Source organism: Cryptosporangium minutisporangium, from assembly GCF_039536245.1.
Classification (GTDB): Bacteria; Actinomycetota; Actinomycetes; order Mycobacteriales; family Cryptosporangiaceae; genus Cryptosporangium; species Cryptosporangium minutisporangium.
The window spans coordinates 18,756-44,558 of record NZ_BAAAYN010000093.1; the positions used below are offsets into that span (position 1 = coordinate 18,756).

Consider the following 25,803-nt stretch of genomic DNA (forward strand, 5'->3'; position numbering starts at 1 on the left):
GCTGTCGGACGCCCGACAGTTACCCGGGGCGGCACGCCGCCAGGCGGGCTCGGACGCTAGTCTGCGCCTGCGAGGGGCGGTAGCTCAGTCGGTTAGAGCAGGGGACTCATAATCCCTTGGTCGTGGGTTCGAGCCCCACCCGCCCCACCACCAGGCAATACGTCGGAGCCCCCGCCTGGCTGGCTCTTCGCGAGTGGAACTGCCTGTCGATACCAGCTAGTCCACGGTCCGGCTTTGTTGCCGGCGACGAGCGGGACCGCGTTGCCTGCGGGAGCGGATGGGAACAGGCTCCGTATCTCCGTGGCGCCCTCGGGGTCGGGACGTGATGCGGTCGACTAGTGGGCGTTCGAGCTCGCTACTTGATCCTTCCTTGACTAGACCGCATGTCGACCGAGGACGCTCTCTGGCGACTCGGCTGGCCGCCGCGAAGTGATATCACGCCCGTCCATCATCAGGAGGGCGGCGATGGCGCTGGTGTACGACGTGGTCCTCTGAAAGGTCTTCCTCTGACGCTCACCGCTTGTTGCGGATCGATGCGAGGGTTTTGCCCGTGCTCGCTACGAACCAGAAGTCGTAACCGCTTCTGTTTGGCGTTACGCCCGGCTTGAGATTCGCAACCACCGCCTTGGCTGCACCGCTTGGTGAGCCGAACCAACTCCCTGACAGTGCACCAGACGTCACGGTCAGCCCAGCTGTCGTTGGGTCGAACAGCCCTTCGATGCGCTCACCCTGATAGGTCGCATATACGGCGACGCCGGTCGTCGGGGGTGCTGGCGGCTGGGCGCTGTTCGTTGCTGATCGGTGGAACTGCTCGATGAGGAAGGCGACGGCGTCACCGAGACTCTCGTTTCGGGACTTCGCTATCAGAGTCAGTTCGCGAAGCGGTCCGTCCGCGATCTGCATGGTTGGCATGAGAGGAGCATACTCCTCCGGAGGAGAATTATGGTAAGAATATGAGCATGGATCGGTGGATCGTCCGACGCACCGTTCTGGTCATACTTGTGACTATGACGTTCGTGTCGTTGGCTGAGGCGAAGGCGCACCTGTCGGAGCTGGTCGCGCGCGTACACGACCAGCACGAGCGTGTCACCGTCACCGTGCACGGCCGGCCGTCTGCGGTGCTCATCGCTGTAGAGGATTTGGAGCGGCTCGAGGCGACGCTCGAGGTGCTCGGCGATCCGGCGACGCTGCGCCGGTTGGCGGAGTCGGACGCGGAGTTGGCGCGCGGTGAGGAAGTGTCTGAGGACGAGTTGGCCGCGGTGATGCGGAAGCGCCGCGAAGCGTCGTGACGTCAGCCAGTGGGCGGTACAGCCTGCGCACGACACCATCGGTGCGGCGGTCGCTGGCGCAGGGCTTACCGGAGCCAGTGGCGGTTGCCGCTTACGAGTTCATGACCGGTCCGCTGTGCGAGAACCCGTATCGGGCAGGCAAGCAATTGCTGCCGCCGCTCAACGATCGATACAGTGCACGCCGCGGGACCTATCGGATCCTGTATCGCATTGACGACAAGGAGCGCGTCGTCACGGTCGTCGATATCGCGCACCGACGGGACGCCTATCGGACCTGACCGGATCGCGATCCAGGGTGGACCGGTTTCTGTCCGCAACAGCAAACATTTCGACGCTCTGCGGTGCGCGTTGAGTAGCCCGCGTCGCCGCGTAGCGGTCGAACAGGAGGGGATTCGACGCCTGCCGGTCGTTCCCGATCAGCCGACAACGAGGCGTGCTCGCCTCGACCCCAGCGCGGTCAGCGGCGTCAGGGAGAATTCACTGAGGAAGGGGCCCGGTCGTAGCCATGAGTGCTCATGGCTCCTCTTCTCTTTCAGGTAACTCGCGTATCGCTCTTCTGCGAGTGGAACCGCTTCTCGGTACCAGCTGGTCCATTGCCCGGCTTTGTCTCGGCCCGCGAACGTCGCAGCCCCGTCGATCCGGACCGTGCCGACACGCCCTCGGCCTGGCTGATCGCTACCTGTTCGTTGCGCTTGCTGGGCTTCGGACGCTACGCCTCAAGGCACGTGGCCTCTCCAAGTTCGCGTTCACCGCTGCCCGCCCTCCCGGATCCGCAGGTCGATCACCATGAACGCCGCCTCTTTCATCCCGACGCTGGGCGGCTCCCCACCGGCCGGTTGGATCCGTCGCTGTGTCTGCGCGATCGTGGTGATCTCTTGATCCGAAAGCGGCAGCGCCCGCCGCGCCCTCGCTGCCAACGCGGTCGGCTGCCACGCTGCGATCCACGCGACCCGCTCGTCCTCGCTCATGCCCTCCCAGTCGCGGCACGCCTCCATCGCCGAGGCCCGGGCCAGCTGGCCGGCCAGCGCGTTCACCTCGCCACCGCGGCGTCGACTCACAGCCTCTCCCTTCCGTCTTGACCAGTGGTCACCGCGAGTACGGCAGACCCGGAGGCTCAGCGCCAAGCCTGTCGCAAAGTCGAGTCGGGTCACTCGCCATGAGGCAGCGACGAGTGAGCGGGCGACGATGTCACTCCTCGACCCGCGAAGCATGTCACCGCCCACGCTCAGTTCTCACCCGCGGCGGCCGATGAACGACCATGCGCTCAGGACGAACTGGCCTTGTAGCAGGAACTGGAGCCTTACGGACTCCGCTGGCTGGTCTCCGCCACCGGGAAGGCGCGCGTCTGTACCAGCGGCGCCCTGATCGTCTGGAGGATCGCCGGAGGCTACGACGAGTTGCGGCACCCGCGCTGAGCGCCGTGAAGCCCGCCAGCCTGGTCGTCCTCAGCGGCTTCGTCCTGATCGCGTTCCTTGCGGGCTGCCTCGGCGCCCTGTTCCTGTGGCCGATTGACCCGCCGGCAATTCGGACACCGACCCCCGCCAGCACTCCTGCGGAGTAGAGGCGCTCGTGCCCGGTCAGCCGCAGCATCGGATCCAACTCGCCGACGCGATGCGCGGGCGCATCGCCGCTGGCAGTAACTCATCGCGGGTGACCGGTGAAGGACTGTCACGTGGACGGGGTTCATGCTCGTTGGAATAAGCAGTAGGGTGGCGGCGTGATCGACCCAAGTCTCGGCCGTCCGCTGTATCGGCAGTTGGCCGACCTTCTGCGCGCCGACATCCGAGGCGGCGTCTACGGGCCGGGCGCGGCGATTCCTTCCGAGGCCAACCTGATCGAACGCTACGGCGTTGCCCGCAACACCGTGCGCCTGGCGATGGAGGTGCTGCGCGACGAAGGGCTCGTAGTGACCCGTCATGGCTGCGGCACGTTCGTCCGTGAGTCCTGATCGATCGGGCAACACCCGACCGCCGCGGCAAGGCCGGGAGTTCCCTAGCATTGCGACGTGAGCCGAGAGGTCGAAGATCTCAACCGGCGCCTGCTCCGGGCCCGCGACGCGATCGACCGGTCGTACGCCGAGCCGCTCGATGTTCGTGCCATCGCGACGGTGGCCCACCTCTCGCCGGCGCACTTCAGCCGCTGCTTCCGCACAGTGTTCGGTGAAACGCCGCACCGCTACCTGCAGCGGCGGCGGATCGAGCGCTCGATGTTCCTGCTGCGGGAGACCGGCCGCAGCGTCACCGACGTCTGCTCCGACGTGGGCTTCAACAGCCTCGGGACGTTCAGCCGGACGTTCCGGGCGATCGTGGGGGAGACACCGTCGGGCTACCGCCGCGCTCACCTGCCGGTCGTCGTGCCCCACTGCGTCCAGATGGCGAACACCCGGCCGCGGGCCGCAGCGGCCGCGGCGACACGATCGAGCAGTTTTGGAGAAGCCGCCGTCGGGGTGGCTTCCCTAGCCTGACGACGTCCCCATCACGCTGGCAGAGGAGAGCTGGAGATGATCACCGGGCTGAACGTCGCGACCATCTTCGTCCGTGACAAGGACGAAGCGCTGCAGTTCTACGTCGACAAGCTGGGGCTCGAGAAGGGAAACGACGTCCAGCAGGGCTCTTACCGCTGGCTGACCGTTCGGGCCCCGGGTGACGGCGGCACGGAGATCTGCCTGGAGCAGCCAGGCCCGCCGCTGCACGACGAAGCGACGGCCGAGCAACTCCGTGAGCTGATCGCGAAGGGCGCTCTGACGGGCCTCGTCCTGACCACCGACGATGTCCGGGGGCTGTTCGAATCTCTCCAAGCGAGTGGTTTCACCGACTTCACGCAGGAGCCCGCCGACCACTTCTACGGCACCGACATGGGCCTCCGGGATCCGTCCGGCAACGCGATCCGGATCCTTCAGCAAGGGGACGCTGCCCAGGACGCGTCGGCCTGATGCGCGCGTCGGGCGGAGCTGCCGCCCGGTCGACGGGACGAGCCTGCCATTCAAGTCAAGTCAAGGCAGAGGCCTCAGAGGGACGGTGGCAAGCCCAAGCCGGACTGGTGAGCCCGGATGATGGCTTGAGCACGGTGTTCCACATGCAACTTCGTGAAGACGGCGGACGTGTAGTTGCGCACCGTCTTGTCGGACAGATGCAGCCGCCGGGCGATCTCGATGTTCGTCAGCCCTTGCGCCATCAGCCGTAAGATCTCGACCTCCCGATCCGTCAGCTCGGGGAACGGCCGGGCCGCCCGGCTTCCGTTGCCGGCGTTCGCGAAGTACGCCAGAGCCCGTTCGGCAATGCCGGGGCCCAGCACGAGATCACCGTCGACCACCGCATGGATCGCACGGATGACCCGCTCTTCCTCGGCGCCCTTGACCAGGTAGCCTCGCGCACCGGCCCGCAGCGCCGTGAAGAGCGACTCGTCGTTCTCCAGCATGGTGAGCACGAGAACCGCGATCTGCGGCGCGTCGCGCGCGAGCGCCCTGGTCGCGTCGATCCCGGTCAGTCCTGGCATGTGCAGGTCCATCAGGACGACGTTCGCCGTGAGCTGGATCGCCGCCTCGATCGCGGCCGCACCATCCGCCGCCTCGCCGACGACCTCGATGCCCGCGGCGGTGTCGAGTACCGAACGCAGGCCGCGCCGGAACACGGGATGGTCATCCGCGATGAGCACCCGAATCGTCATGCGGTCCTCCCTAAGGGCAGGGTGGCGGTCACGGTGACACCGCTCGGTTCGGCCGCGGTGAACTCACATGATCCGCCGAGTTCGCGGGCTCGTTCGGACATCGACCGCAGTCCCAGTCCCTGCTGTCCTCGGGCGCTCAGGCCGACCCCGTCGTCCGTGACAACCAGCCGGATCGCTCCGGCGCCCGTCCCGAGTTCGACCGCCCCGAGCTCGACCGCACACTGCCGGGCGTGGGCGTGCCGAGCCACGTTGGTCATCGCCTCCATCGCGATTCGGTACGCGGCGAGGTCGACACCGGCGTCCAGCAGCGGCAGAGGTTCGGCCGCCGAGACCGTGACGGTGAGCGAGCCGTCGCTGCGTTCGCTCAACGCGTCGGCGTGCTGACGAAGCGCTTCGAGCAGGCCGACCTCGTCCAGCGGTGTCGGTCGCAGGTGTGCCACCAGGTCCCGGACATCCTGAAGACACTGGCGCAGCTCGTCCTGCAACTGCGTCAGCAGGCGAGCGGTCTGCGGATCCCGGCCGCCCGGCGAGCGGCGTACCGCCCCGATGCCGAGGGCTAGGCCGGCCAGTGTCGAACCCAGTCCGTCGTGCAGATCCCGCCGGATGCGGTGTCGTTCCTGGTCGCCGGCTCGGAGGGCGCGATCGTGCGATCTGCGTAGGTCGTCGGTGAGCCGGGCGGTGTGCACTGCGACGCCGACGTAGGGGAGGAAGTCGCGCAGCAGTTGCTCGTCGCCGTGATCGAGCGTCCGCTGCCCGGACCGGAGCCCGACGACGAGTCGGCCGACCTGCTGTCCGGTGTGGTGCACGGGCAACGTCACCGAGGTCCCCGCCGGCTCGCCGTGCGCTGCTGCGGGCAACTCGTCGTCGCCGAGCAGGACGGCCGCGTAGGGCAAACGCAGCGCGATCGTGAGTGTTCGGGCGACGATCGGCAGGACGTCGGCAGGGCTCAACGCGTCGGACAGCCGGTCGCCGAGCCCGGTGAGCGCCGCATAGGGGTCGCGACGCTGACCGTAGAGGAGCCGGTCGACGGCGCGCTGTACCAGTGCGCGCGCCGGGTTCAGTCCGGCGGCGACGACGACTGCGGCGATCACCGCCCCGGTTCCCGGGCCGCCCAGACCATGGCCCAGCAGGCCGACCACGATCGCGAAGACCCCGATGATCAGGCCGGTGAGTGCGGTGTAGACCAGCGTGCGATTGAGTAGCCGGTCGCCGTTGTACAAGCCGTGCCGGACGACCGCGACGCCGAGGGCCACCGGGAGGAATGCCACCGCCACCAGGACGATCCAGTTGCTCAGCCCGGCGACGTTGACCACGATCAGCAGTAACAGCGCGGCGAGGAACCAGGCCAGCCGCCCGCGTTCCTCGCCGACGGCGCGGCGCATCCGTATCGCCACCGACGTCAGCCCGGCGAGTCCGCACCCGGCGCAGACCAGCAGGCCGGCGGCGGCGACGGCGACCATCGCGCCGTCCGGCACACCGCTCGGGGCCAGTGGGTTGACTAGCGTGGGGAACGAGTCCGCCAGCAGCTGGTCGGAGAGCGCGAAGGCCAGTGCGGCGACGGCGGTGGCGACCGTCGCGAGATACCCGACGGGACGCCACCGCCGCGACGGCAGCCGTCCGTCCGGGTACAACAGCGGGATCGCTCCCGCCAACAGGAGATACGCCGGCCACCAGGCAAAGGACGAGATCCAGGCGGCGAGCCCGCTCAGCGGGAGAGTTCCGTGCTCGGCCCATTGCTGCCCGGTCAGCGTCACCGTGTTCAGAACTGCTTCGGCGAGGAAGACCCAGCCGAGCAGGTGCGCCGGGTCGGTGCGGAGCACCAGCACCGCGGCGACCGCGAACCCCACGCCCAGGACGCCGTTGTTCGCCAGGTTCTCCCGGACGAGATCCCCGGCACCGTGCCCGTTCGCCCGCGCGAGCAGCAGGCCGAGCACGACGGCGCTGACCGTGGCCGCCCCCACGCAGGGGACGGCCGCGGTGACCACGCGAGCCCAGCTCCGCACTAGTCCTCCCGGGTCAGCCGTACTGCGGCGGCTGCGGGCGTGCCAGCAGGGACCAGGCTATCCAGCTCAAGGCCGCTAGCCAGATGATGTGGACCGGGAACGGCAGCACGCCGAACAGGCCGAAGTCGGCCAGCACCATGACCACGACGAGCAGCAACGCACCGCGCGGCGCGGTGCCGGCTCGCCACAGCGCGACCGCGAGCAAGAGCAGCCCCAACGGTGCCGAGAGGAACAGAACGACGACCGGAATCGCACCGACCGACCCGGTGACGGCGTCGTCGATCTTCTGCACCTCAGCGACGCCGAGCCCGCCCTTCAGCGCCACGATCTCGACGAGTTCGACGCCTTGCAGCACCGACAGGCCGACGAATCCGCAGAAGGTCATCGTGCCGGCCGTCCAGCCCAGCCGCGGGGCGTTACGCCGGGCCAGCCCCAACAGGACGAGCGCGGTGACGAGCAGGAACGGCAGCGCGGCGATGCCGAACGCTTTGGACACCTCGAACGGCGTCGAATCGCGGGCCATCGCGGCGAAGCGCGCGGCCGGGTCGTCGTAAGCGGGCTCGACGACGTCCTCCACCAACTGCAACACCCCGGCTGCCACCAGCGCCGCCGCCGCGGCGATGCGCCGTCGGTGGGACCACTCCGTTCCGGTGTCGGCCGGCCTCACCCAGGTCGCTGTGCGCTCCACTCGACGCCTCCCGTCGATCGCGGCCGTCACGTTCGGGCCGTTGGAGCGAGACGATGACGGCGGCGCTGTCCCGGGCACACGGGAGCGGTGTCCCGGCTGTGCCCGGGCGCCTGTTCGGCCGAGTGGGGGAGTGAACCACCCGCGATCGATGCGTTCGTGGCCGATCGGCCGGGTAGTAGGACTGAGCGCGCACACCGGGATGCGCCGAGTTCCCGGACGACCGCCTGGCCGATTTCCTGGACTACGGTACCGTAGGTTACGGAAGCGTAACCAGAGTCAAGGAGTTCCCGGTATGACTGACCGCTTGTCGACGACCGGCCTGCTCCTCGAACTCGAACCGGTCGTGGAGACCAACCTGAACCGGCACCTGGCCACGGCCAAGGAGTGGTTCCCGCACGAGTACGTCCCGTGGAGCCAGGGCACCGACTTCGACGGCGTCCTCGGGGGTGAGGCCTGGTCGGAGGAGCAGTCCACGCTCTCGGACGTGGCGCGTACCTCGCTCATCGTCAACCTGCTCACCGAGGACAACCTCCCCAGCTACCACCACGAGATCGCGCAGATGTTCGGCCGCGACGGTGCGTGGGGCACCTGGGTCCACCGGTGGACCGCCGAGGAGGGCCGTCACGGGATCGCGATCCGTGACTACTTGCTGACGACCCGAGCCGTCGACCCGATCGCGCTGGAGCGGGCCCGGATGGTGCACATGGGCACCGGCTTCCAGAACGCCTACCTGGACGACACGGTGCTGCACGGCATCGCGTACGTGTCGTTCCAGGAGCTGGCCACCCGCGTCTCGCACCGCAACACCGGCCGGATCAGCGCGGACCCGATCTGCGATCAGTTGCTGGCCCGCGTCGCCGCGGACGAGAACCTGCACATGATCTTCTACCGCAACCTGCTCGGCGCCGCGTTCGAGCTGGCGCCCGACGCGGCGATGCGAGCCGTCTGCGACGTCGTGAAGACGTTCCAGATGCCTGGGCACAGCATCGAGAACTTCGGTCGCAAGTCGGTCCAGATCGCGATGGCCGGCATCTACGACCTGCGGATCCACCACGACGAGGTGGTGATTCCGGTGCTGCGCAACCTCAGGGCCCTCGAGGTCACCGGTCTGTCCGACGACGGCGAGAAGGCCCGCGACGAACTGGTGGAGTTCCTCGACGAGCTGGACCGCCAGGCAACGCGATTCAGCGAGCGCCGCGACAAAATTGCCGCGAAGAAGGCGGCCCGGTCGGGCAACGGCGCCGCCTGACGGCACCCGGGCGCACCCTGGCTACTCGGTCGTGGCGCTTGCCCGGTCGGTGTCCGCGCCGTTCTCGGTCTGCCGCGGAGTGGCGTGCCCGCCGTGCCAGTCGAGCACGAGAAGAGAGGCGTCGTCGGCGAGCACGGGGCCGGCGACGGCGAGCGCCGCGTCGGCCAGCGCACGCGTGACCTCCCTGGGATGCAGGTCGGTGAGTTCCGGCAGGCGGGTGGAGAGATCGAGCGCGGCGGTGCGCCGTTCGAGCATGCCGTCGGTGAGCAGCACCAGCCGGTCACGAGGGCGCAGAGTCAGCTCGGTGGAGCGGTAGCTCTCCCCGGGGATCATTCCGAACGGGCGGTCGACCGGAAGGGTCAAGGCCTCCACGGTTCCGTCCCGGACGAGCAGCGGCGGAACGTGTCCGGCGTTGACGATCGTCAGGACCGCGGTGCGGAGGTCGAGTCGGGCGACGAGCCCGGTCAAGAATCCGAAGCCCCCGGGAGCGTTGGTGCTCAAGGCTTGATTGGCTGCGCGGGCCTGATCGGTCAGCGACATGCCTTGCCGACGACTGTTGCGCAGGCTGCCGACTCCCAGAGTGGCCAGTAGCGCGCTGTTGACTCCGTGGCCCATTGCGTCGGTCATGCTCATGTGCAGCACGTCGCGGGCCAGGCTGTAGTCGAAGGTGTCGCCGCCGATGCTGGCCGCCGGCTCCAACCACGCGGAGAGCGTGAAGGCGCTCGCTTCGCAGGTGAAGGCGCTGGGGAGCAGGCGCCGCTGGATCTCCGCCGCGAGGCTGAACGGCGTCGTGCGCTGGCCCCACTCGAACAGGTCGGTGTGCCGCCGCGCGGCGATCACCACGAACGCCAGCACGTGGGCGCCGCGGGAGATGGCGTCCAGAGCTGTGGCGTCGGGCTGGGTCGGGAGGGTGACCTCGAGCAGTCCGATGGCTTCACCGCGCTCGGTGACCGGCGCGATGGCGACGTAACCTCCCCGCTCCGGACAGATCTGGATGCGCTGGGTACGGACTGCCAGTTCCTGCGGGCCGCCGTCGAACGGGACGACGGTGGCGAACTCGTCGTCCTGCTGGCGCGTGCCGTCGGGTGTGCCCATCGGGATCTGAGCGAGCCGGACGAACGCTCTGCCGCTCAGGTCGGCGACGAGGAACGACGCGGACGTGGCCCCCAGGGTTGTCATCAACTGCCTGGTGACCGCCTCGACGGCGTCGACCGGCGCCGCGCTCTCCACCGCGAAGAGCACCTCCCACAACGCCTTCGCCCCCGCTCCGTCGGTGCTCACGGCGGTGAGCTTATGACGTGGGGATGCCCCGCCGCCGGGGAGGACGCTGCTCGGCGCGCGGACGGCGGGATCTCGGACCAGCCGGACAACTAAGGCGTCGTCCGGGGCGGAGAAAATCTATCGTGGCGGGACTAGACTTTCTGGGACCGAGTGACTAACGTTCCTGATGTCGCAAGAGAGAACGCAAAGACGCTGACGACCTGCCCTACCGAGGCAGTAGCGGGGGCCGGGGATGTGTGACCGGTTCCGGGATGGCAGTGGCTGTACCGCACGAAATGCAGTCCCTCCGGGCGGGGAGACCTACCCGGGAATGCGGCAAGTGGAGAAGCCTGGTGTGTGTAGGGAGGCTGCTCCAACCGCGTAGTGCAGCAGGTGAAGTAACGGCAGAAAAGTCGCGAGAGGAAGGAGTTCGACACCCGTGGGATCTCCCGCTTCGACCGTCTCGACGGGGGAGCGGATACCGCAGTTCGATCGACGCGACTGTCGATAGATGGTGTTCAACTCGTGTTCCTGGGCCCCGGTGCTACGGCACCGGGGCCCAGACGTGGAGGTGGCATGGGCCAAAGCCCTGAAGAGCTGTTCGAAGACGACGACTATCCGGCTTACACGATGGGCCGCGCCGCGGAGATGCTCGGCACGACGCCGGGATTCCTGCGCAGCCTGGACGAGGCCAAGCTGATCAACCCGCACCGCTCCGCCGGCGGGCATCGTCGGTATTCGCGGTACCAACTTCGGCTGGCCGCTCGAGCCCGAGAACTCGTTGATCAGGGCACCGCCCTGGATGCCGCCTGCCGCATCATCGTTCTCGAAGATCAACTCGAAGAAGCGTTGCGACTCAACCGGGCCATGAACTCCAACGACTGACGTCTCCGGTGAGCGGCGGACGGGTCGTGGCCGCCGTAGCGACCCGCGCTCACCGGAAGGCCGCCCGCGCGGCATGGTCCTGACAGAGCTGTTCCTCGACACCCGTCCATCCGAAGGTCGCGGCGAGCGCGTCGAACTCGGCCGTGAGCGTCGTGTCGGCGGTGGTCCGGGTGTCCGTGCTGACGGTGACCTGCAACCCGGCGCGGAGCAGGCGGTCGGCGGGGTGCGCCGTCAGCGTGGGAACGGCTCGGGTGAGGACGTTCGAGCGGGGACAGAACTCCAGGGCGACCAGGTCGCGCCGCAGCCGGTCCAGGAGCGCGGCGTCGCTGGTGCTGCGCACGCCGTGCCCGATGCGGCGGGCGCCGAGGACGTCGAGGGCCTCCCACACGCTGGCGGGCCCGGCCGCTTCCCCGGCGTGGATGGTCACCGGCAGGCCGACGCTCTGCGCGAGGTCGAAGGCCTCCCGGTGCGGAAGGCCGGGAAGTCGTTCATCGCCAGCCAGATCCAGCCCGGCGACGACGTCGCGACGGCGTACGGCGGCATCGGCGACCGTCATGCTGACCGACGGCTCCTGGTGTCGCAGGCAGCACAACAACAGCCCGGTGCGGACGCCGGTGGCGGCGGCACCGTCGGCGAGGCCCGCCGCGACCGCGTCGATGGCGTCGTCGATCGTCAGGCCGGCCCGGGTGTGCAGCTGCGGGGCGAATCGGGCCTCGCCGTAGACGACGCCGTCGGCATGCCAGTCGGCGACGAGTTCCGCGGCGACCCGGCGCAGCGCGTGCGGGGTCTGCAGTACGTCCAACGCGACGTCGATGTAGGACAAGAACGCGTGCAGGCTGCCCACGTCGGGTGGCGCGTCGGCGAGCGCGCGGACCGACGCGGGCAGCGCGAGCCGCTGCTCGGCGGCGAGAGCGGCGATGGTGTCCGGTCGTACCGAGGCGTCGAGATGGCAGTGCAGCTCGTACCGGTTCACGCCGCCTCCCCGCGGCACGCGTTCAGCAGCATGCGCTGGAAACCCTCGGTGTCGACGCGCCGCACGAGACGGAGGTTGGGCGGTGCGGCGGTGCCGCGGCGGTCGACGAGCAGTTGTCCGCGCGCCTCGCCACCGGTGGCGACGTGCACTCGCGCCTCCTCCGCCTGCTGGATCAAGCCAGGTTCGAGGGCCACCGCCATCGCCAGCGGGTCCGGTAGGTCGTAGCCGTCCAGGCCGGTCACCGTGGTCGCGAACGTGTCGACGGCCCGGTTGATCCGGTCGGCGAAGAGCGCCAGCGGGGTGCCGAGGGCGCGGAGGCGACGCTGCCGCTCGGGCGTCATGACCGCGTCTCGGCGGGAGGCGTCCCAGCCGATCCAGGTGACGGTGTCCGGGGTAGCGGCGTCGCAGACGATCGCGGCCGCCTCCGGATCGGCCCAGACGTTGAACTCGGCGGTGGCCGTGATGTTGCCGCGTGCGTCGGCCGCACCCGCCATGCAGTAGGTGTGCCGGAACCGGCCCAGCAGGTTCCGGTCGCGCAGGAGCGCTGCGGCGAGGTTGGTCAGCGGGCCGAGCGTGACGAGGGTGAGGTCGGCTCCGTGGTCACAGGCCAATCGCAGCAGAGCGTCGACGGCGTGTTCGCTGCGGGCGGCGCCGGTGGGCTCGGGCAGCGGAGCGTCGCTCATCCCGTCGTCGCCGTGGACGTGCTGGGCGGTCTGCGGGGAGCGCAGGAGTGGTCGTTCGCAGCCGGCGTGCACGGGAACCTCGGCGGCACCGGCGATCTCCAGCGTGAGGAGCGCGTTGCGGGTCGCCTGCGGCAGCGGCACGTTGCCCGCCACCGTGGTGATCGCCTCGATCGTCACGCCGGGCGTGCGAGCGGCCAACAGCAGCGCGACAGCGTCGTCGGACGCGGTGTCGGTGTCGACGACCAATCGGGTCACGGGCCCGCCTTCCGTTGTCTAAACGATTAGAATGATCGTGGCGGGCGTCGCCCGCCCGAGTCAAGAGCGAGGATGACGGGACCATGGCACCCGGACCAACGATCCGCGACGTCGCTGCGCGCGCCGGTACGTCGACCGCGGTCGTGAGCTACGTACTCAACGACGGACCTCGCCCGGTCGCGGCCGACACCCGGGCGCGCGTGCTCGCCGCGGTCGACGAACTCGGCTACCGCCGCAACAGCCAGGCGAGGGCCCTGCGGGTCAACCGCACCGAGACGCTCGGTCTGGTAGTGCCGGACATGGCAAAACCGTTCTTCGCGGAGCTCGCGCGCGCCATCGAGGACGCCGCCTTCGCGCGTGGGTACCGGCTCCTCGTCGGCAACGCCCACTTCGACGTCGCTCGCGAGAGTGACCAACTCAGGGCGCTCCTCGGCGCCCGCGTGGACGCGGTCGTCCTGGTTCCCTCGGACGACCCGGCCGCCGCGGTGGAGCTGCTGCGCCGGAACCGGCTCCCGCACGTCCTGGTGCATCGCACCCACCCCGACGCGCCCGGGATCGCCGGCGACGACACCGACGCCGGGCGCCGGGCCGTCGAGCATCTCCTCGCGCACGGCTGCCGGCGCATCGCCCTCCTCGGTGACGGAACGGCCGAGGCGGACGATCCGGTCAGTCTCCGGGTCCGCGGAGCCCGCGCCGTGCTGGCCGCACACGAACGGCCCGAGCTCGCGGTGTCGTGTCCGTTCCCGAATCTCCGCGACGACAGCTATCGCGCCACCCTCGCGTTGCTCGCCGCCGACCCGCAGATCGACGCCCTGTGCGCCACCACCGACGAACACGCCCTCGGCGCGCTCCGTGCCGCCACCGAGGTCGGGCGCCGGGTCGGGGACGATCTTGCGCTCGTCAGCATCGACGGGACCGAGCTCGGCGCCTACCTCGTGCCTGCCCTCACCACGCTCACGGCACCGTTCGCCGCTCTCGGGGAGGATGCCGTCGAGGTGGTGCTCGATCCGGCGCGAGCTCCCGCGATCGTCCGACGCCGGCCGTTCGGCCTCGCGATCCGACGAAGCTGCGGATGCTCTCCCGATCGACCGAACACGACGCTCAAGGCGTGAACTAAGTGGTGATTGTCCTGTTGCACCCCTATGTAGAATCCCGAGTATGGATGATCTCAGGGTAACCGTCGCGGTCGCCGCCGTGCTCGCCGCCTTCCTCCAAGATCCCACTGCCGACCGGTACGGCCTCGAGCTGATGGAGGGGTCCGGGCTGCCCAGCGGCACGCTCTATCCGATCCTCACCCGCTTGCAACGCGCCGGATGGGCCGAGACGCACTGGGAGGAGATCGACCCGGTGGAGGCCGGCCGGCCGGCCCGGCGCTACTACCGCCTGACGGCCGACGGCGTGGAGCGCGCCCGCAACGCGTTGGCCGTGCTGCACGCCCGTACCGGCTCGGCGGCGCGTGCCACGCTCCGCACGGCACCGGGCACCGTCACCAGGAGCGCGTGGTGAGCGCCGGGAACGGCCTGCCTGCGCCGGTCGCCGCTCTCGCCGGGGCGCTGCTGCGGTCGGCTGCGCGTCGGTGGCCGGCGGAGGAGCGGGCCGACGCACAGCGGGAGTGGGAGGCCGAACTCCACGCCCTCGCCGGTACCCCGGTCCGACGGTCGGTGCGGGCTCTGCGGTACGCCGCCAGCCTCGCCGTGGCGCGGCCGCCGCAGGCCCGGGAGCGGAGCCTCGGAGTGCGGCGATCAGGGGCGGGACCGGTAGCGGCCGCCGTGGTCGGCCCGGCGGTCGTCTGCCTAGGGATGCTCGCGGCGCTCGCGGTGCTCTGGGAAGTCACCGAGGGTGCGTCACGGTTGTCGTCCGGCTGGATCGTCGCCGTGGTCGCGGTAACCGCGACGCCGGTCGCGATCGCGTTCGGCGCCGGGCTGTTCGGTGCGGCGATCGGCCGCCGGCTCGGGGCGACGTCGTTCGGGTCCGCAGCGTGGGCGCGGATCGCCGTGCTCACGCTCGGGCTGGCGCTCCTGCTGCCGCCGGCGATCGTCGCCAGCCTGGCGCAGGTGGCGGTCTACGTCGACCACGTGCTGATGGTGGCGATCGCCGCGGCCGTGCTGGTCGGCGGCATCGCGGTGACGGCTCGGTTCGCCCGGCGCTCGCGGCTCGCCGCGGTGGTGTCGGTCCTCGTCATGACCGACCTGGCGGTCGCGCTCGGCGGGCTTCCGGAGCCGACGGCAGGGTGGAGCTCGCTGACTTCGAGCCCGCTGTGGTTTCCGCGGATCGTGCTCTGGCCGTGGGTTGGCGCGGTGCCGTCGGACCCGGTCGCGATGTACACCATCGACACCGGCCCTTGGGGCGGGAACGTGGTCCCCACCGCGGTATTCGCGCTGGCCGCGTTCGGCGTCGCGATGGTGAGGGCCGCTAACCGGGAGGCCACCGCGCCCGCGGCAGTCCCGGCCTGACGTCGCCCGGCAGCGCCGAGCCCGCGCGCCCCGGCATGGCGCGCGGGCTCGGCGTCCGTCTCAGTCGAACTGGAACACGAACGGGAACAACAGCACGACCGCCCAGGCCCACACCGCGTACACCGCGACGTACCCGGTCTGCCACCGTTCCAGGCGTGCGAACGGCGCGCGGCCGCGCACGAACCCGAAGAACAGCCACGCCGACCAGGCCAGGTTCGTGAGCAGGATCAGGTTCTCGCCCAGCGCCGCGGACTTGTTGGGCGTGAACCCCCACTCGGTGATCCGGCCGGTGATCGCCAGCAGCACGACGACGTCGATGATCAGCGCAGTGACAACGAGCGCGAGCTGCAACCGATCGAACAAGCCGGGCCGGGCCGTGAGGTCACGTGCGGACAGCGCGTAGAGCAGCAGCCCCAGCACGACGACGAGCAGCAAGTCGAACAGGATCAGCACGTCGCGCTCGACGTCGATGCCGTTCTGGGTCCAGACGAGCGCTCCCAGGAACGCCAGCAGGGCGACCGCGAACAGCGGCGTGAACACCCGCGTCAGTACCGGCGCCATGTTCTCGATGACGCTCTGCTTCGCCTCGACCAGCCACGCCGCCACCACGACCGCCGCCATGGCGCCGCAGGGCAGCAGCCACTCGCTGATGAACACCTCGGCGTCCAGCCCGATCGCCGCGAACGTACCCGCGGTGAACGCGGTGAGCACGCCACCGCCCAGGGCGAGCAGGACGAAGTAGATCAGCCACTCCCCGGTGAACCGGATGAAGTCCATCCGCCGCCGCCCGGACCGCCAATCGCCGCCGACGTAAGCGACACCGACCACCAGCCAGAGCGCCAGCGGCAGATGGATCGCGGTGAGCACCGCCGACTGCGAGTCCTCATCCAACGGGTACGCGTTCGCGGCGACCGCACCGAGCACGAACAGCGCCGCGAGCACACCGATGACCCGGATCCCGACCTGGCGCTGCCAGACGAAGTACGCCGCCAGCGGCACCAGCGCGAAGAGGCTGAAGTTCCGGGCGTAGAAGTACGCGTCGTCGTCCAGGCCGAACCCGAACAGTGCCGGCAGCTTGAATCCGACCGCCGCGACTCCCGCGCAGATCACCATGGCGAGCAGCTCGCGACGGGGTCGCTCGGCGGTGGACGCGTCCGGCTCCCCGGGCAGCACGAGCTGTTTCCAGAGCCGCTCGGAGTGCTCGCGGGCGAACTCCCGCGACACCTCGTCGAGGCTACCCATGCGTTTGACCGCGATCAGGAACGCCTCGTCGGGACGCAGCCCCGACTCGGTCAGCTCGGAGATCCGGTCCCGGAGGTGGTCCTCCAGCTCGTCGGCGTCGTTGCGGTGCAGCTCGCGTCGGCGGTCCATGTACGCCCGCCACTCGGCGATCTGACCCTCCAGACCGTTCTCGCTGTCGACGGTCATAGCCCGGCTCCGAAGGCCGGCGTCCCGAACGACTCGGTGCGATTCCAGACGCCGCGCAACGCGTCGACGACCGCGGCCCACTGACGCCGTTGCTCGACCAGTTCGGCGCGGCCCTGGTCGGTGATCCGGTAGTACTTCCGGCGGCGCCCACCGGCCGGCGTCTCCCAGAACGATTCGACGTGACCGAGCCGCTCCAAGCGGTGCAGTAACGGGTAGAGCAGGCCGTCGGTCCACTCCAGCTGTCCGCCGGAGAGTTCGTTGACCTGCTTGAGGATCGCGTAGCCGTAGCTCTCGCCCTCGGTGAGGATCCCCAGCACGAGCGGCGTCGCCGACGCGGCGACGAGGTCTTTCGTGATGTGCATGCGACCGCCTAACCCTAGAACTGCGATGCATAGTAGTTCTAGGTATAGGGCTCGCCGCAACCCCCTACGCTGCGGACCATGCCCGACGCGCGAGCCAGCACCCTCGACGCCGCGGCTCGAGTGCTCCAGGAACTCCGGAACGAGTTGGACGACGTCGCGGACCGGATCCTCGCGGAGATGCTCGTCCGGATCCCGATCGCGGCATCGGCGTCGCCCGACACGGTGGCCGACGTCCGCGGCAAGATGATCGAGACGATCGCTCTGACCATCGACCAGATGGTCGCCGACGCCCCGCTGACCCCGGTGACCGATCGCGTGCGGTTGGTGGCCGTCGAGCGGGCGATGACCGGCGTGCCGCTCGAGTACACGATCCTGGCGTACCAGATCGCCGCCGACGTGCTGACCGACCTCGCCATCGAACGGCTCGCCGAGGACGGCAAGGTCGATGCCGCGACGTTGGGGCGCGCCCTTCGTCGGGGCATGCGGTTCCTGCAGGCGGCGACGATCGGCGCGGCGGCCGGCTACGAGCAGGTGGCGGTCGCGGCGGCCGTCGGCCGCCAGCACGATCAGCAGTCCCTGCTGGAGGCGATCCTGGCGGATCGCGAGGACTCCGCGAGCCTCGCCGCCCGCGTGCACCGCAACGGCGTCGATGTCCGGTTCCGCTGGGCGGTGGCGACGCCTGCCTTCGCGACGCCCGGCGAGGGGCCGTCGGCGGCTGACGGCGCGGTCCGTCCGGCTATTGACCTGCAGCGTCGATACCCGGGCGCGCTCGTCGGCGAGGTCGACGGGTGGACGGTGATGCTGAGCGCGGCCGAGCCGGACGAGCTGCCTCGCGCGTGCGGGCTCGCCCGGATAGCCGGTTCCGACTACCGCTCGGCGCTGCGCCGGGCCATCCGGGCCGCCGAGGTCGCCACGCACGTCGGTGCCGACCGCTGGGACGCCGCCGACGCCGCCCCGTTCGGCGCGCTGCTCTCCGTGCCCGCTACCGACCGCGACCTGTTCGTCCGGCACACGCTCGGAGCGCTCGCCGACGACGAGGAGCTGCTCGAGACGCTGGTGTCCTACCTCGAGAACGGCGCGGTCCGGATCGCCACCGCCAGAGCACTACACGTGCACCGGCACACGCTCGACCGGCGGCTGGCGCGGATCACCGAGCTGCTCCCCGTGGACCCCGCCGATCCTGCCGCCCGCTTCCGCGTCCGAATGGCATTGTTCTTCCTCGGCCGTTTTCCCGGCGCGCGCTGACTCCGTTCAGAGTCCGAGGCGCGTGAGGCGCTCGTCGTACTGGATCTCGATGTCGGTCAGATCCGCGTCGATGCTCCAGAGCGCTTCCAGCGACTCCTTGGTCTCCGTGTCGAGCGCCGCGTACCCCTCCCGCCAGCGCTCCGCGCCGTCGGTCCAGTACCCGACCGTCTTGAACGCGGTCGACGGCAGCCCGCGCTCCTTCCGGAGGTACTTCCGGACGCCACGCATCTCCCGGGTCTCGCCCGCCACCCAGACGTATCCGACGCCGTCCGGCTGCGGGAGCGAGCGCACGCACTGTTCGAGCCGGCTCGGGCTGTGCCCGTTGCCGCCGTGGATCCACGTGACCTCGACACCGGGGCGCGGGGCCAGCTCGACGTGGTGGGCGGCGTCCGGCACCTCCAGCACGACGTGCGTCCGGACGCCCGGCGGTGCGTTCTCGATCAGGCGGGCGGCGGCCGGCAGCGCGGCGAAGTCGGCGATGAGGAACTGCCACTCCAGCCCGGCCGGCGGGTCGTACATGCCGTCCGGGGTGTTCAGCCCGACCAAATCACCTGGGGCCGCCTTCCGTGCCCACTCGGCGGCCACGCCGCCGTCGTGGACGACGAAGTCGATCGTGACCTCACCGGTCGCCGGGTCGAACGCCCGCACGGTGTAGGTCCGCATCGTGTTCAGGTCGATGGAGCCGTAGTCCAGGCAGTTGTCGGTGACCGTCGGGAGGATCGGCGTCCGCGAGTCGTCGGTCGGGAAGACCAGGCGCAGGTACTCGTCGCCCACGCCGGTGCTGGCGTATCCGGCGAGGCCGGGGCCGCCGAACACGACGCGGCGCAGCGCGGGGGTGAGGTCCTCGGTGCGGACCACTTCGCCGGTCCACACCCGCATGGGCAACGGGGTTCCGCTCATCAGGACGACAGCTCCTCGGGCCGCGGGCACGGTGCATCAGCGATTCCGCACGCGTCGGATCGCCTCGATTAGGTTAGGCTAACCATCCGTACCGTGGCTATGTCGGCGAGGGAACATCTCGCTCGGGCACGTCCCGCACCGGAACGCCGCGCCAACTGAGCACCGCGAGCGCCACCGCCCCGAGAACCAGCGCGATGTCCGCGACGTTGCCGACGAACAACCCGTTGTAGTCGATGAAGTCGACGACGTGCCCGCGCGCGAAGCCCGGTTCGCGGAACAGCCGGTCGCCGAGGTGCGAGACCGCTCCGCCCAGCACCGCGCCCAGCGTCAGCGCCCACGCGGTCGACGTCACCCGCCGGCCGTAGTACAGGATGCCGACCACGGCGGCTGCTGCTGCCAGCGTGAAGACCCAGGTGACGGACTTGCCGATGGAGAAGGCGGCCCCGCTGTTGTAGACCAGGCGGAAGTCGATCAGCGGGGGCAGCACCGTCAACTCGCGACCGTCCGCGAGTGCCCGAACCGCCCAGAACTTGGACGCCTGATCGACGACGAGGACGAGCGCGGCGACGATCAGGAACCGTCCGTACCGCACCGCCTGCTGACCGGTGTTCACTCCCTGACGATACGGTTCGCCGCTCGTGGCGGTCGGGACGGCGTCGTCGTCGTCCGTTCTTCCCCGGGCTCGTTCGCTCATCCCTGCAAGCTCGGAACGGGTGGCGCGAATCGGCGGCGGTACTCGGTCGGCGTCAGTCCGGTCTCGCGACGGAGCAGGGACCGGAGGTTGGCGGCGGTGCCGATCCCCGCGCGCCGGGCCACCATGTCGATCTGGACGTCGCCGCGTTCCAGCAGCCGGCAGGCGAGCGCGACCCGCTCCGCGGTGAGCCAGGACAGCGGCGTCGTCCCCAGTTCGGCCCGGAACCGGCGGTGCAGCGTCGCCGCGCTGATCGCGGCCCGAGCGGCCAGCTCCGCGACCGTCAGCGGCTCGTCCAGGTGGGCCTGCGCCCACGCCAGCAGCGGTGCGAGTGACTCGTCCCGTGCCCGCGGGATCGGACGCTCGACGAACTGCCGCTGCCCCCCGTCCCGGTGTGCGGCGAACACCAGCCGCCGGCTGACCGCGGTCGCGACCTCCGCGCCGTGGTCCCGGCGGACCACGTGCAGGCCGAGGTCGAGGGCGGCCGCGCTACCGGCCGCGGTGAGGATGTCCCCGTCGTCCACGAACAGGACGTCCGGCTCCAGCCGGACGCGCGGGAACCTCCGGCGGAACGAGTCGGCCCACTGCCAGTGCGCGGTCGCGCGCCTCCCGTCCAGCACTCCGGCCTCGGCCAACGTGAACGCGCCGCTGCAGAAGCCGATCAACCGGGCTCCCCGCTCGTGCGCCGCCCGGATCGCGGCCAGCACCCGGGGACGGCGTGGCGCGTCGATGTCCGGGCGGTTCGGCACGATCACCGTGTCGGCCCGCTCCAGCGCGGAGAGCGGCGCGACGCCGGCCAGCGTGAAGAAGCCGTCCCGCATCCGGGTGCGTGGCGACGCCGCGCAGAGCCGGAAGTCGTAGAGGTCACGTCCCAGCTCGGGTCGGCGCAGGCCGAACACCTCGGTCGCGCAGCCCAGCTCGAACGGGTTCGAGTTCTCGTCGACCAGGACCACGACCCGATGCAAGGATCCTTGCGTCATGTGCGATTCCTAGCACCCTCGGCGCGCGCTTCGGTAGCCCAGGATCGTCGGCATGAGCGAACCGATCTCCCTGCCTACCGTCCTCGCGTCCTTCGATGCGCTCTGGAGCCCGCGGATCGTCACCCGGGTCAACGACTACGACGTTCGGGTCGCCAAGGTCGCCGGTGACCACGTCTGGCACACCCACGACCACACCGACGAGTTCTTCCTGGTGCTCGACGGCGAGTTCCGGATCGACCTGCCCGGCCGGGCGGTCACGCTGAGCCGTGACGACGTGTTCACGGTGCCGCGGGGGACCGCGCACAAGCCGTCGTCGGCCGGCGGCGCGACGATCCTGATGTTCGAGCCCACCGGGACGTCCACCGTCGGCGACCGGCACGACGAGGTGCCCGACCACGTGGACGCGACGACCGGCCACGAGCTCTAGCGCGGCGCTCGGCATTGTGCGTTTCAGCCGGGTATAGGTGGCCAAAGCGCACACCGCTCAGCGTTGTGCGTTTCGGTCGGCCATAGGTCGCCGGAACGCACACCGCTCGCACCGCCCGCCGGCTGCCGTCGCACGGGTCAGGACGCGGGGAGAGCGGCGGAGCCGTAGAACGCGGCGGGGTCGCCGGCCAGCGACGCCTTGACGTTGGCGCTCCAGTCGTCGACCACGACCTCGATCTGACCGGCCTCGATCCCGTCGAGCGCGGCGCGCACCACGTTCGCCGGCGCCACCTTCGGGCCCTGGTAGTCGGCCATCATCTCGGTGTCGGCCGCCCCGAGGTGCAGGCCGGTGACGAGCGTCCCCCGCGGTGCCAGCTCCAGCCGGACCCCGTTGGTCAGGTTCCAGGCCGCGGCCTTGGCCGCCCCGTACGCGCCGGCGCCGTCGTACGCGAACCAGGAGAGCGCCGACAGGACGTTGAGGATCGCGCCGCCGCCGTTCCGCTCCAGGGCCGGTGCGAACGCGCGGACCATGCCGAGCGTCCCCCAGAAGTGGGTGTCGAGCTCCCGGCGGATGTCCGCGAGGTCGCCGTGCACCAGATTGGTGCCGGTGGCGATCCCGGCGTTGTTGACCAGCAGCGTGACGTCCGCGGCGAGGTCGGCTGCGGCCTGGATCGACGTCGGGTCGGTGACGTCGATCCGCAGGGTCTCCACGCCGGGGAGGTCGATGCGTTCGGGCGTGCGGGCGGTGGCATAGACCTTCGACGCCCCACGCTCAAGCAACACCCGCGCGAATTCGCGACCGAGCCCGCGGTTGGCGCCGGTGACGAGCGCGACGGAACCGGAGATTTTCATAATTCCTCCTAGTGACTGCCTTGTTCTCCGGTTACCGTAAAACCTGACGTTGACGTCAGAGGCAAGGGTTGTGCCCCGGATCACGAGGAGCCCGGAATCAGGAGGAGCGGGGAATGCGCATCGGAGAGCTCGCCACGAAGGCCGGCGTAAGCGTGCGCGCGTTGCGCTACTACGAAGAGCAGTCGCTGCTCTCCTCCGAACGGACCCCGAGCGGCCAGCGCCGGTACGCCGATTCGGCGGTCGAGCGGGTGCGGTTCATCCAGCAGCTCTACGCCGCCGGTCTGTCCAGCAAGTCGGTCCTCGAGATCCTGCCGTGCGTCCACTCCGGCGACGTCACGCCCGAATTGCTCGATCGGCTCACCACCGAGCGCGACCGCATCGACCGCCAGATCGCCGAACTGATCGCCACCCGGGACCGGCTCGACGGGGTGATCGGCGCCGCGGTGTCGTTCCGCGATGGCACGCCCTGCCAGCACTGAGCGGGCACGCTCCGCTCAGAAGAGCGCGAGCTGGTCGGGGGAGGGTTCCCGGCGGGCGCGCGGGCTCCGGGGGTACTTCGGCGGCTCGGGGTCCGGCTCCGGTGGTGGCGTCCGACCGGTCAACGCCCAGAGCGACGGCCCCAGAATGATCCCGCGCCCGGCCAGCGCCTGACGCATCGTCGCGTACGAGAGCGGCAGCCGGGCGGCGTCCAGCGCCGGAAGATCCAGGTCCGGCCGCATTCGCATCAGCCGGCGGTTCACCTCGACGCGCTCCCGGGCCTCCGGCGTCCCGAGGCTCCGTGCGGCCACGTCACCGACGACCGCACGCACGTCCGCGGAGTGACCACCGTCCAAGGCCTCCCACGCCGCCTCGACACTGCCGAACTCGGCGAGCAGCCGGGCGGCCAGGATCGTGCCGAAACCCCGCACCCCCGGCAAGTTGTCGGACGGATCGCCGCGCAGCGCCGCCAGGTCGCGGTAGAGCGTCGGCGGCACCCCGTAGAGGTCGTGCAACGTCGAGGGGGTGATCAGCACGGCTTCGTCGAGTCCGCCGTTGCGCACCCGCAGCACCGATGTCGCGTCGTCGATCAGCGCGAACGCGTCCCGATCGCTGGTCACGAGTATCGACCGCCACCCGCCCCGACGGGCCGTCTCCGCGGCGCTCGCCAGGACGTCGTCCGCCTCGTAACCGCGCGGAACGACGGTGCACAAGCCGGTCGCCCGCAGCAGATCCGGCGCAGCCGCGATCTGTTCCGAGAGGTCGGCGGCCTTCTCCGGCCGGTGCGCCTTGTACGGCGGGTAGTCGGTCTGCCGCGTGGAGTGCTCCGGGCAGTCGAAGCCGACCACGACCGCGTCCGGCCGGAGCTTCGCCGACGCCCGTGCGACGTACCCGACCAAGCCCTTCAGCGCCCAGACCGGCCGGTCGTCCCCGTCCATCAGTTTCCCGGTCGCCGCCGCGTGGTAAGCGCGGTGCAGCAGGCTGTTGCCGTCGAGGACGAGCAGCAGGGGCGGGGAAGACACGGAGCCAGCGTAGGCCGAGCCGCGCCGATCCGCCCGGACCCGGGCCTTGCCCACAGCATCCACACTGGAGTGCCGGTGACCCGGGAGGAGACCGATGACGCTGCGGGCGGTGCGGCGGGCGCTTACCGCCGGCTTTCTCGCGATGGTCATTCTGCTCGGTGGGCTGGTCAGCGGGGAGCGGCTGGAGCCGGGACGCCCGCCGGGGCTGGACCCGACCCAGATCAGCTGGCGCGACGAGCGGCTGGCGCGCGACCTGCTGCAGGTGGTCAACGATCGGAGCTTCGTCGACCTGGTCGACGTTCGGTTCCTCGGGTTACCGCTGCCGCCGGTCCTCGGGCTGGTGCCGAACGTCGACACCACGGTGATCGAACTCGACGCGCGGGGGCGTCCGCTCGCCGCGGCGACCGTGCTGGTCAGCCCCCGGTACCGAGACGGTCTGGTGATCCCGCTCGACGAGAACCTGAGCACCGACGCAGTGCGCTGGCGCCGCTGGGACGACGCCGCGTGGAGCGACAACGCCGGTCAGGGCACTGTCGACATCGTCCCCGGCCGCGAGAACGCGCCGGTCGACTTCATGTCTCCCTATCCGGCGTCGGTGTTCAAGCTGATGGTGGCTTTCGGGGTGTTACGCCTGGTCGACCGCGGCGACCTCGCCCTGACCGACCGGCACGCGTACGCGCCGGTGGGGGAGCAGAGCCCGATCTGCGAAGGGCCACGGTCAGCGACGATCCGCACCTTCCTGGACGAGATGATCACGGTCTCGTCCAATCCCGCGGCCTGCGCGATGGTGAAGTTGCTCCACGATCACGACGCGATCGACGAGCTGAACAGCACCTTCGCGTCCCTCGGCCTGGGCACCCTCCAGCTCCGCGGTACCGATTCCCGTACCGGCGGCAACTGGACGAACGAGATCACGATGAGCTCGCTCGACACCGCGAAGCTGCTACTCCTCCTGGCTAGCGCGGAGCCCGGAGCGCTCTGGCGCGCCCCGGACGGGACGCCGGTGACGCGGAACGTGCTGAGTCCGGAGTCCCAGGCCACCTTCCTCGGGCTGTTGCGGGCGCAGGGACTCAATCAGGTCCTCTCGACCACGAACTGGTGCGGCCGGCCGTATCCGGCCGAGGGCATTCCCCAGACGACCCCGGCGCGGTGGATGGATCCGCAGGACGGAACGGTGCGGCTCCCCGACCATCACTACGGACGCGACGTCCGGCCGTGCAACGACTCCGCCGAGGTGACGTTCGCCCACAAGACCGGACTCGCCGAGACCTCGGGGAGCGACGCCGGGATCGTGACGTCGCTGCAGGGTAAGCCCTGGCGGTCGTACGTCGTGGTGGTCCAGTCCAACCTCGGGAGCCGATTCGTCGACCCGGCTCGGCCGAAAGACCCACCGGGCGTCGATCCGGTCGAGTACTCCCAGAAGTTCGGCGAGCTCGGTAAGGCCATCGACGACGCGGTGACGGCCCACCGCAACCCGGCGAGCGGGCAACGCCCGTGAGGGCGCCTCGTGCCTCGGGCACCACCCGCCGTACGCGGCTGCGGGTCCACATCACTGTCCGTTGCGCCCCGGGGGACGCTCTGCGCAGCGCGTTTACCGGCTTCCAGCCGCTGGGAAAGCTCATGACCAGCGGGGATCCCCGTCGCCGACCGGAGGTTTCCGGCGTGTGTCCACCGCCACCGTTAAACGGTTTGCGCTCCGGCGGTTGTGTCGCGTAAATTTCTCAAGGCCCGCAGGGGAGACGGACAGACGCCAGACGCGCAAGCGGCTGGTCGGCCGGCCCGCGGGCGAACAGCCGAACTGACCGATGCTGGTGAACGATACTGGCTCGGGTGGGAGCGCTGTGCCGGGCGAGGCGGCGATTTGGCGCCGCGAGGACGACCGGATACGGTAGTAAAGCAAGACGCCGACCGAATTCGGTGCGCGAAAGTGCAGCGAATTAAGGTGGTGGCAAGGCCCCGATAAGGGAGCGGAGCGAATTTGGTTCCGCGAGACCGGATCGGGTAGGCTTGAAAACG

Annotated in this window: 29 protein-coding genes and 1 tRNA gene; 15 read left to right on the top strand and 15 right to left on the bottom strand. The window is 70.1% G+C overall.

What is annotated here, in order from left to right:
• Window positions 1-73 precede the first annotated feature (73 nt).
• Window positions 74-150 (top strand) — tRNA-Ile (locus tag ABEB28_RS41460).
• 363 nt (window positions 151-513) lie between these two features.
• Here the strand turns inward: ABEB28_RS41460 and ABEB28_RS41465 are convergent.
• Window positions 514-912 (bottom strand): hypothetical protein, encoded by a 399-nt coding sequence (locus ABEB28_RS41465; protein WP_345733807.1) that lies wholly within the window; start codon window positions 910-912, stop codon window positions 514-516.
• Between the two features lie 95 nt (window positions 913-1,007).
• Here ABEB28_RS41465 and ABEB28_RS41470 point away from each other — a divergent pair, with 95 nt between their 5' ends.
• Entirely contained in the window at window positions 1,008-1,289 is a 282-nt protein-coding gene (locus tag ABEB28_RS41470; RefSeq protein ID WP_345733808.1) for a type II toxin-antitoxin system Phd/YefM family antitoxin, read from the top strand.
• 41 nt (window positions 1,290-1,330) lie between these two features.
• Window positions 1,331-1,567 carry a type II toxin-antitoxin system RelE family toxin gene (locus ABEB28_RS41475; RefSeq protein WP_345733809.1) on the top strand — a complete coding sequence of 79 codons (237 nt, stop codon included), beginning with the start codon at window positions 1,331-1,333 and terminating at the stop codon, window positions 1,565-1,567.
• A gap of 468 nt (window positions 1,568-2,035) precedes the next feature.
• On the opposite strand, the gene ABEB28_RS41480 is transcribed toward ABEB28_RS41475, so the two are convergent.
• A complete protein-coding gene (locus ABEB28_RS41480; protein ID WP_345733810.1) occupies window positions 2,036-2,347 on the bottom strand; it encodes a hypothetical protein in 312 nt (103 codons plus the stop codon).
• Between the two features lie 659 nt (window positions 2,348-3,006).
• Here ABEB28_RS41480 and ABEB28_RS41485 point away from each other — a divergent pair.
• From ABEB28_RS41485 to ABEB28_RS41495, 3 genes are read left to right on the top strand one after another with little or no spacing between them, the layout of a single operon-like run.
• A complete protein-coding gene (locus ABEB28_RS41485) occupies window positions 3,007-3,237 on the top strand; it encodes a GntR family transcriptional regulator (protein WP_345733811.1) in 231 nt (76 codons plus the stop codon).
• Window positions 3,238-3,294: 57 nt separating this feature from the next.
• Window positions 3,295-3,753: a helix-turn-helix domain-containing protein gene (locus tag ABEB28_RS41490; protein ID WP_345733812.1), complete on the top strand. Its 459-nt coding sequence runs from the start codon at window positions 3,295-3,297 to the stop codon at window positions 3,751-3,753.
• A gap of 36 nt (window positions 3,754-3,789) precedes the next feature.
• Window positions 3,790-4,221, top strand: a complete 432-nt coding sequence (locus ABEB28_RS41495) for a VOC family protein (RefSeq protein ID WP_345733813.1) — start codon at window positions 3,790-3,792, stop codon at window positions 4,219-4,221.
• A gap of 74 nt (window positions 4,222-4,295) precedes the next feature.
• On the opposite strand, the gene ABEB28_RS41500 is transcribed toward ABEB28_RS41495, so the two are convergent.
• Genes ABEB28_RS41500 through ABEB28_RS41510 form a run of 3 tightly spaced genes read right to left on the bottom strand, consistent with a single transcriptional unit; the run spans window position 4,296 to window position 7,646 of the window.
• The gene (locus ABEB28_RS41500; protein WP_345733814.1) at window positions 4,296-4,955 is read right to left on the bottom strand and encodes a response regulator; all 660 of its coding nucleotides are present in this window, start codon (window positions 4,953-4,955) and stop codon (window positions 4,296-4,298) included.
• Complete coding sequence (locus ABEB28_RS41505; protein WP_345733815.1) at window positions 4,952-6,958, bottom strand: sensor histidine kinase; 2,007 nt, start codon at window positions 6,956-6,958, stop codon at window positions 4,952-4,954. The genes ABEB28_RS41500 and ABEB28_RS41505 overlap by 4 nt, the downstream gene beginning before the upstream one ends.
• Window positions 6,959-6,971: 13 nt before the next feature.
• Window positions 6,972-7,646, bottom strand: a complete 675-nt coding sequence (locus ABEB28_RS41510) for a hypothetical protein (RefSeq protein WP_345733816.1) — start codon at window positions 7,644-7,646, stop codon at window positions 6,972-6,974.
• 292 nt (window positions 7,647-7,938) lie between these two features.
• On the opposite strand from ABEB28_RS41510, the gene ABEB28_RS41515 reads away from it, so the two are divergent.
• A complete protein-coding gene (locus ABEB28_RS41515; protein WP_345733817.1) occupies window positions 7,939-8,895 on the top strand; it encodes an acyl-ACP desaturase in 957 nt (318 codons plus the stop codon).
• 21 nt (window positions 8,896-8,916) lie between these two features.
• Here ABEB28_RS41515 and ABEB28_RS41520 read toward each other — a convergent pair whose 3' ends face one another.
• On the bottom strand, window positions 8,917-10,176 hold the full coding sequence (locus ABEB28_RS41520; RefSeq protein WP_345733818.1) for a PP2C family protein-serine/threonine phosphatase: 1,260 nt from the start codon (window positions 10,174-10,176) through the stop codon (window positions 8,917-8,919).
• 555 nt (window positions 10,177-10,731) lie between these two features.
• Between ABEB28_RS41520 and ABEB28_RS41525 the strand changes: the two genes are divergently transcribed.
• Window positions 10,732-11,040, top strand: a complete 309-nt coding sequence (locus ABEB28_RS41525; RefSeq protein ID WP_345733819.1) for a helix-turn-helix domain-containing protein — start codon at window positions 10,732-10,734, stop codon at window positions 11,038-11,040.
• Window positions 11,041-11,089: 49 nt separating this feature from the next.
• On the opposite strand, the gene add is transcribed toward ABEB28_RS41525, so the two are convergent.
• Together add and ABEB28_RS41535 are read right to left on the bottom strand one after the other, a co-directional pair.
• Window positions 11,090-12,013: an adenosine deaminase gene (gene add / locus ABEB28_RS41530; protein ID WP_345733820.1), complete on the bottom strand. Its 924-nt coding sequence runs from the start codon at window positions 12,011-12,013 to the stop codon at window positions 11,090-11,092.
• The gene (locus tag ABEB28_RS41535) at window positions 12,010-12,951 is read right to left on the bottom strand and encodes a nucleoside hydrolase (protein ID WP_345733821.1); all 942 of its coding nucleotides are present in this window, start codon (window positions 12,949-12,951) and stop codon (window positions 12,010-12,012) included. The genes add and ABEB28_RS41535 overlap by 4 nt, the downstream gene beginning before the upstream one ends.
• 83 nt (window positions 12,952-13,034) lie before the next feature.
• On the opposite strand from ABEB28_RS41535, the gene ABEB28_RS41540 reads away from it, so the two are divergent.
• The 3 genes from ABEB28_RS41540 to ABEB28_RS41550 are packed head-to-tail and all read left to right on the top strand — an operon-like array spanning window position 13,035 to window position 15,404.
• Entirely contained in the window at window positions 13,035-14,063 is a 1,029-nt protein-coding gene (locus ABEB28_RS41540; protein ID WP_345733822.1) for a LacI family DNA-binding transcriptional regulator, read from the top strand.
• Window positions 14,064-14,109: 46 nt separating this feature from the next.
• A complete protein-coding gene (locus tag ABEB28_RS41545; protein ID WP_345733823.1) occupies window positions 14,110-14,457 on the top strand; it encodes a PadR family transcriptional regulator in 348 nt (115 codons plus the stop codon).
• Window positions 14,454-15,404 (top strand): hypothetical protein, encoded by a 951-nt coding sequence (locus tag ABEB28_RS41550; RefSeq protein ID WP_345733824.1) that lies wholly within the window; start codon window positions 14,454-14,456, stop codon window positions 15,402-15,404. Before ABEB28_RS41545 ends, ABEB28_RS41550 begins: the two co-directional genes overlap by 4 nt.
• A gap of 60 nt (window positions 15,405-15,464) precedes the next feature.
• Here the strand turns inward: ABEB28_RS41550 and ABEB28_RS41555 are convergent, their stop codons facing one another.
• The gene (locus tag ABEB28_RS41555) at window positions 15,465-16,832 is read right to left on the bottom strand and encodes a permease prefix domain 1-containing protein (RefSeq protein WP_345733825.1); all 1,368 of its coding nucleotides are present in this window, start codon (window positions 16,830-16,832) and stop codon (window positions 15,465-15,467) included.
• Window positions 16,829-17,194 carry a PadR family transcriptional regulator gene (locus ABEB28_RS41560; protein WP_345733826.1) on the bottom strand — a complete coding sequence of 122 codons (366 nt, stop codon included), beginning with the start codon at window positions 17,192-17,194 and terminating at the stop codon, window positions 16,829-16,831. Before ABEB28_RS41560 ends, ABEB28_RS41555 begins: the two co-directional genes overlap by 4 nt.
• Window positions 17,195-17,272: 78 nt before the next feature.
• Between ABEB28_RS41560 and ABEB28_RS41565 the strand changes: the two genes are divergently transcribed.
• Window positions 17,273-18,439, top strand: a complete 1,167-nt coding sequence (locus ABEB28_RS41565) for a PucR family transcriptional regulator (protein WP_345733827.1) — start codon at window positions 17,273-17,275, stop codon at window positions 18,437-18,439.
• 6 nt (window positions 18,440-18,445) lie between these two features.
• Here ABEB28_RS41565 and ABEB28_RS41570 read toward each other — a convergent pair whose 3' ends face one another.
• From ABEB28_RS41570 to ABEB28_RS41580, 3 genes are all read right to left on the bottom strand, one after another.
• The gene (locus ABEB28_RS41570; protein WP_345733828.1) at window positions 18,446-19,339 is read right to left on the bottom strand and encodes a siderophore-interacting protein; all 894 of its coding nucleotides are present in this window, start codon (window positions 19,337-19,339) and stop codon (window positions 18,446-18,448) included.
• Between the two features lie 97 nt (window positions 19,340-19,436).
• Window positions 19,437-19,952 (bottom strand): signal peptidase II, encoded by a 516-nt coding sequence (lspA, locus tag ABEB28_RS41575; RefSeq protein ID WP_345733829.1) that lies wholly within the window; start codon window positions 19,950-19,952, stop codon window positions 19,437-19,439.
• Between the two features lie 77 nt (window positions 19,953-20,029).
• Window positions 20,030-21,010 (bottom strand): GlxA family transcriptional regulator, encoded by a 981-nt coding sequence (locus ABEB28_RS41580; protein WP_345733830.1) that lies wholly within the window; start codon window positions 21,008-21,010, stop codon window positions 20,030-20,032.
• Window positions 21,011-21,062: 52 nt separating this feature from the next.
• Here ABEB28_RS41580 and ABEB28_RS41585 point away from each other — a divergent pair, with 52 nt between their 5' ends.
• A complete protein-coding gene (locus tag ABEB28_RS41585) occupies window positions 21,063-21,437 on the top strand; it encodes a cupin domain-containing protein (protein ID WP_345733831.1) in 375 nt (124 codons plus the stop codon).
• Window positions 21,438-21,574: 137 nt separating this feature from the next.
• Here ABEB28_RS41585 and ABEB28_RS41590 read toward each other — a convergent pair whose 3' ends face one another.
• Window positions 21,575-22,288 carry an SDR family oxidoreductase gene (locus ABEB28_RS41590; protein ID WP_345733832.1) on the bottom strand — a complete coding sequence of 238 codons (714 nt, stop codon included), beginning with the start codon at window positions 22,286-22,288 and terminating at the stop codon, window positions 21,575-21,577.
• Between the two features lie 113 nt (window positions 22,289-22,401).
• Here ABEB28_RS41590 and ABEB28_RS41595 point away from each other — a divergent pair, with 113 nt between their 5' ends.
• Window positions 22,402-22,767 (top strand): MerR family transcriptional regulator, encoded by a 366-nt coding sequence (locus ABEB28_RS41595; RefSeq protein WP_345733833.1) that lies wholly within the window; start codon window positions 22,402-22,404, stop codon window positions 22,765-22,767.
• Window positions 22,768-22,782: 15 nt separating this feature from the next.
• On the opposite strand, the gene ABEB28_RS41600 is transcribed toward ABEB28_RS41595, so the two are convergent.
• Window positions 22,783-23,787, bottom strand: coding sequence for a 5'-3' exonuclease (locus tag ABEB28_RS41600; protein WP_345733834.1), 1,005 nt, complete (start codon window positions 23,785-23,787; stop codon window positions 22,783-22,785).
• Window positions 23,788-23,881: 94 nt separating this feature from the next.
• Between ABEB28_RS41600 and ABEB28_RS41605 the strand changes: the two genes are divergently transcribed.
• Complete coding sequence (locus tag ABEB28_RS41605) at window positions 23,882-25,285, top strand: serine hydrolase (protein WP_345733835.1); 1,404 nt, start codon at window positions 23,882-23,884, stop codon at window positions 25,283-25,285.
• The last annotated feature ends 518 nt before the right edge of the window (window positions 25,286-25,803 follow it).

Coding starts and splice junctions, on each gene's coding strand:
- ABEB28_RS41595 (WP_345733833.1), top strand. CDS start 22,402: ATGCGCATCGGAGAGCTCGCCACGAAGGCCGGCGTAAGCGTGCGCGCG.
- ABEB28_RS41565 (WP_345733827.1), top strand. CDS start 17,273: ATGCCCGACGCGCGAGCCAGCACCCTCGACGCCGCGGCTCGAGTGCTC.
- ABEB28_RS41555 (WP_345733825.1), bottom strand. CDS start 16,832: ATGACCGTCGACAGCGAGAACGGTCTGGAGGGTCAGATCGCCGAGTGG.
- ABEB28_RS41515 (WP_345733817.1), top strand. CDS start 7,939: ATGACTGACCGCTTGTCGACGACCGGCCTGCTCCTCGAACTCGAACCG.
- ABEB28_RS41580 (WP_345733830.1), bottom strand. CDS start 21,010: ATGACGCAAGGATCCTTGCATCGGGTCGTGGTCCTGGTCGACGAGAAC.
- ABEB28_RS41525 (WP_345733819.1), top strand. CDS start 10,732: ATGGGCCAAAGCCCTGAAGAGCTGTTCGAAGACGACGACTATCCGGCT.
- ABEB28_RS41545 (WP_345733823.1), top strand. CDS start 14,110: ATGGATGATCTCAGGGTAACCGTCGCGGTCGCCGCCGTGCTCGCCGCC.
- ABEB28_RS41495 (WP_345733813.1), top strand. CDS start 3,790: ATGATCACCGGGCTGAACGTCGCGACCATCTTCGTCCGTGACAAGGAC.
- ABEB28_RS41470 (WP_345733808.1), top strand. CDS start 1,008: ATGACGTTCGTGTCGTTGGCTGAGGCGAAGGCGCACCTGTCGGAGCTG.
- ABEB28_RS41570 (WP_345733828.1), bottom strand. CDS start 19,339: ATGAGCGGAACCCCGTTGCCCATGCGGGTGTGGACCGGCGAAGTGGTC.
- ABEB28_RS41605 (WP_345733835.1), top strand. CDS start 23,882: ATGACGCTGCGGGCGGTGCGGCGGGCGCTTACCGCCGGCTTTCTCGCG.
- ABEB28_RS41585 (WP_345733831.1), top strand. CDS start 21,063: ATGAGCGAACCGATCTCCCTGCCTACCGTCCTCGCGTCCTTCGATGCG.
- ABEB28_RS41540 (WP_345733822.1), top strand. CDS start 13,035: ATGGCACCCGGACCAACGATCCGCGACGTCGCTGCGCGCGCCGGTACG.
- ABEB28_RS41590 (WP_345733832.1), bottom strand. CDS start 22,288: ATGAAAATCTCCGGTTCCGTCGCGCTCGTCACCGGCGCCAACCGCGGG.
- ABEB28_RS41560 (WP_345733826.1), bottom strand. CDS start 17,194: ATGCACATCACGAAAGACCTCGTCGCCGCGTCGGCGACGCCGCTCGTG.
- ABEB28_RS41500 (WP_345733814.1), bottom strand. CDS start 4,955: ATGACGATTCGGGTGCTCATCGCGGATGACCATCCCGTGTTCCGGCGC.
- ABEB28_RS41465 (WP_345733807.1), bottom strand. CDS start 912: ATGCCAACCATGCAGATCGCGGACGGACCGCTTCGCGAACTGACTCTG.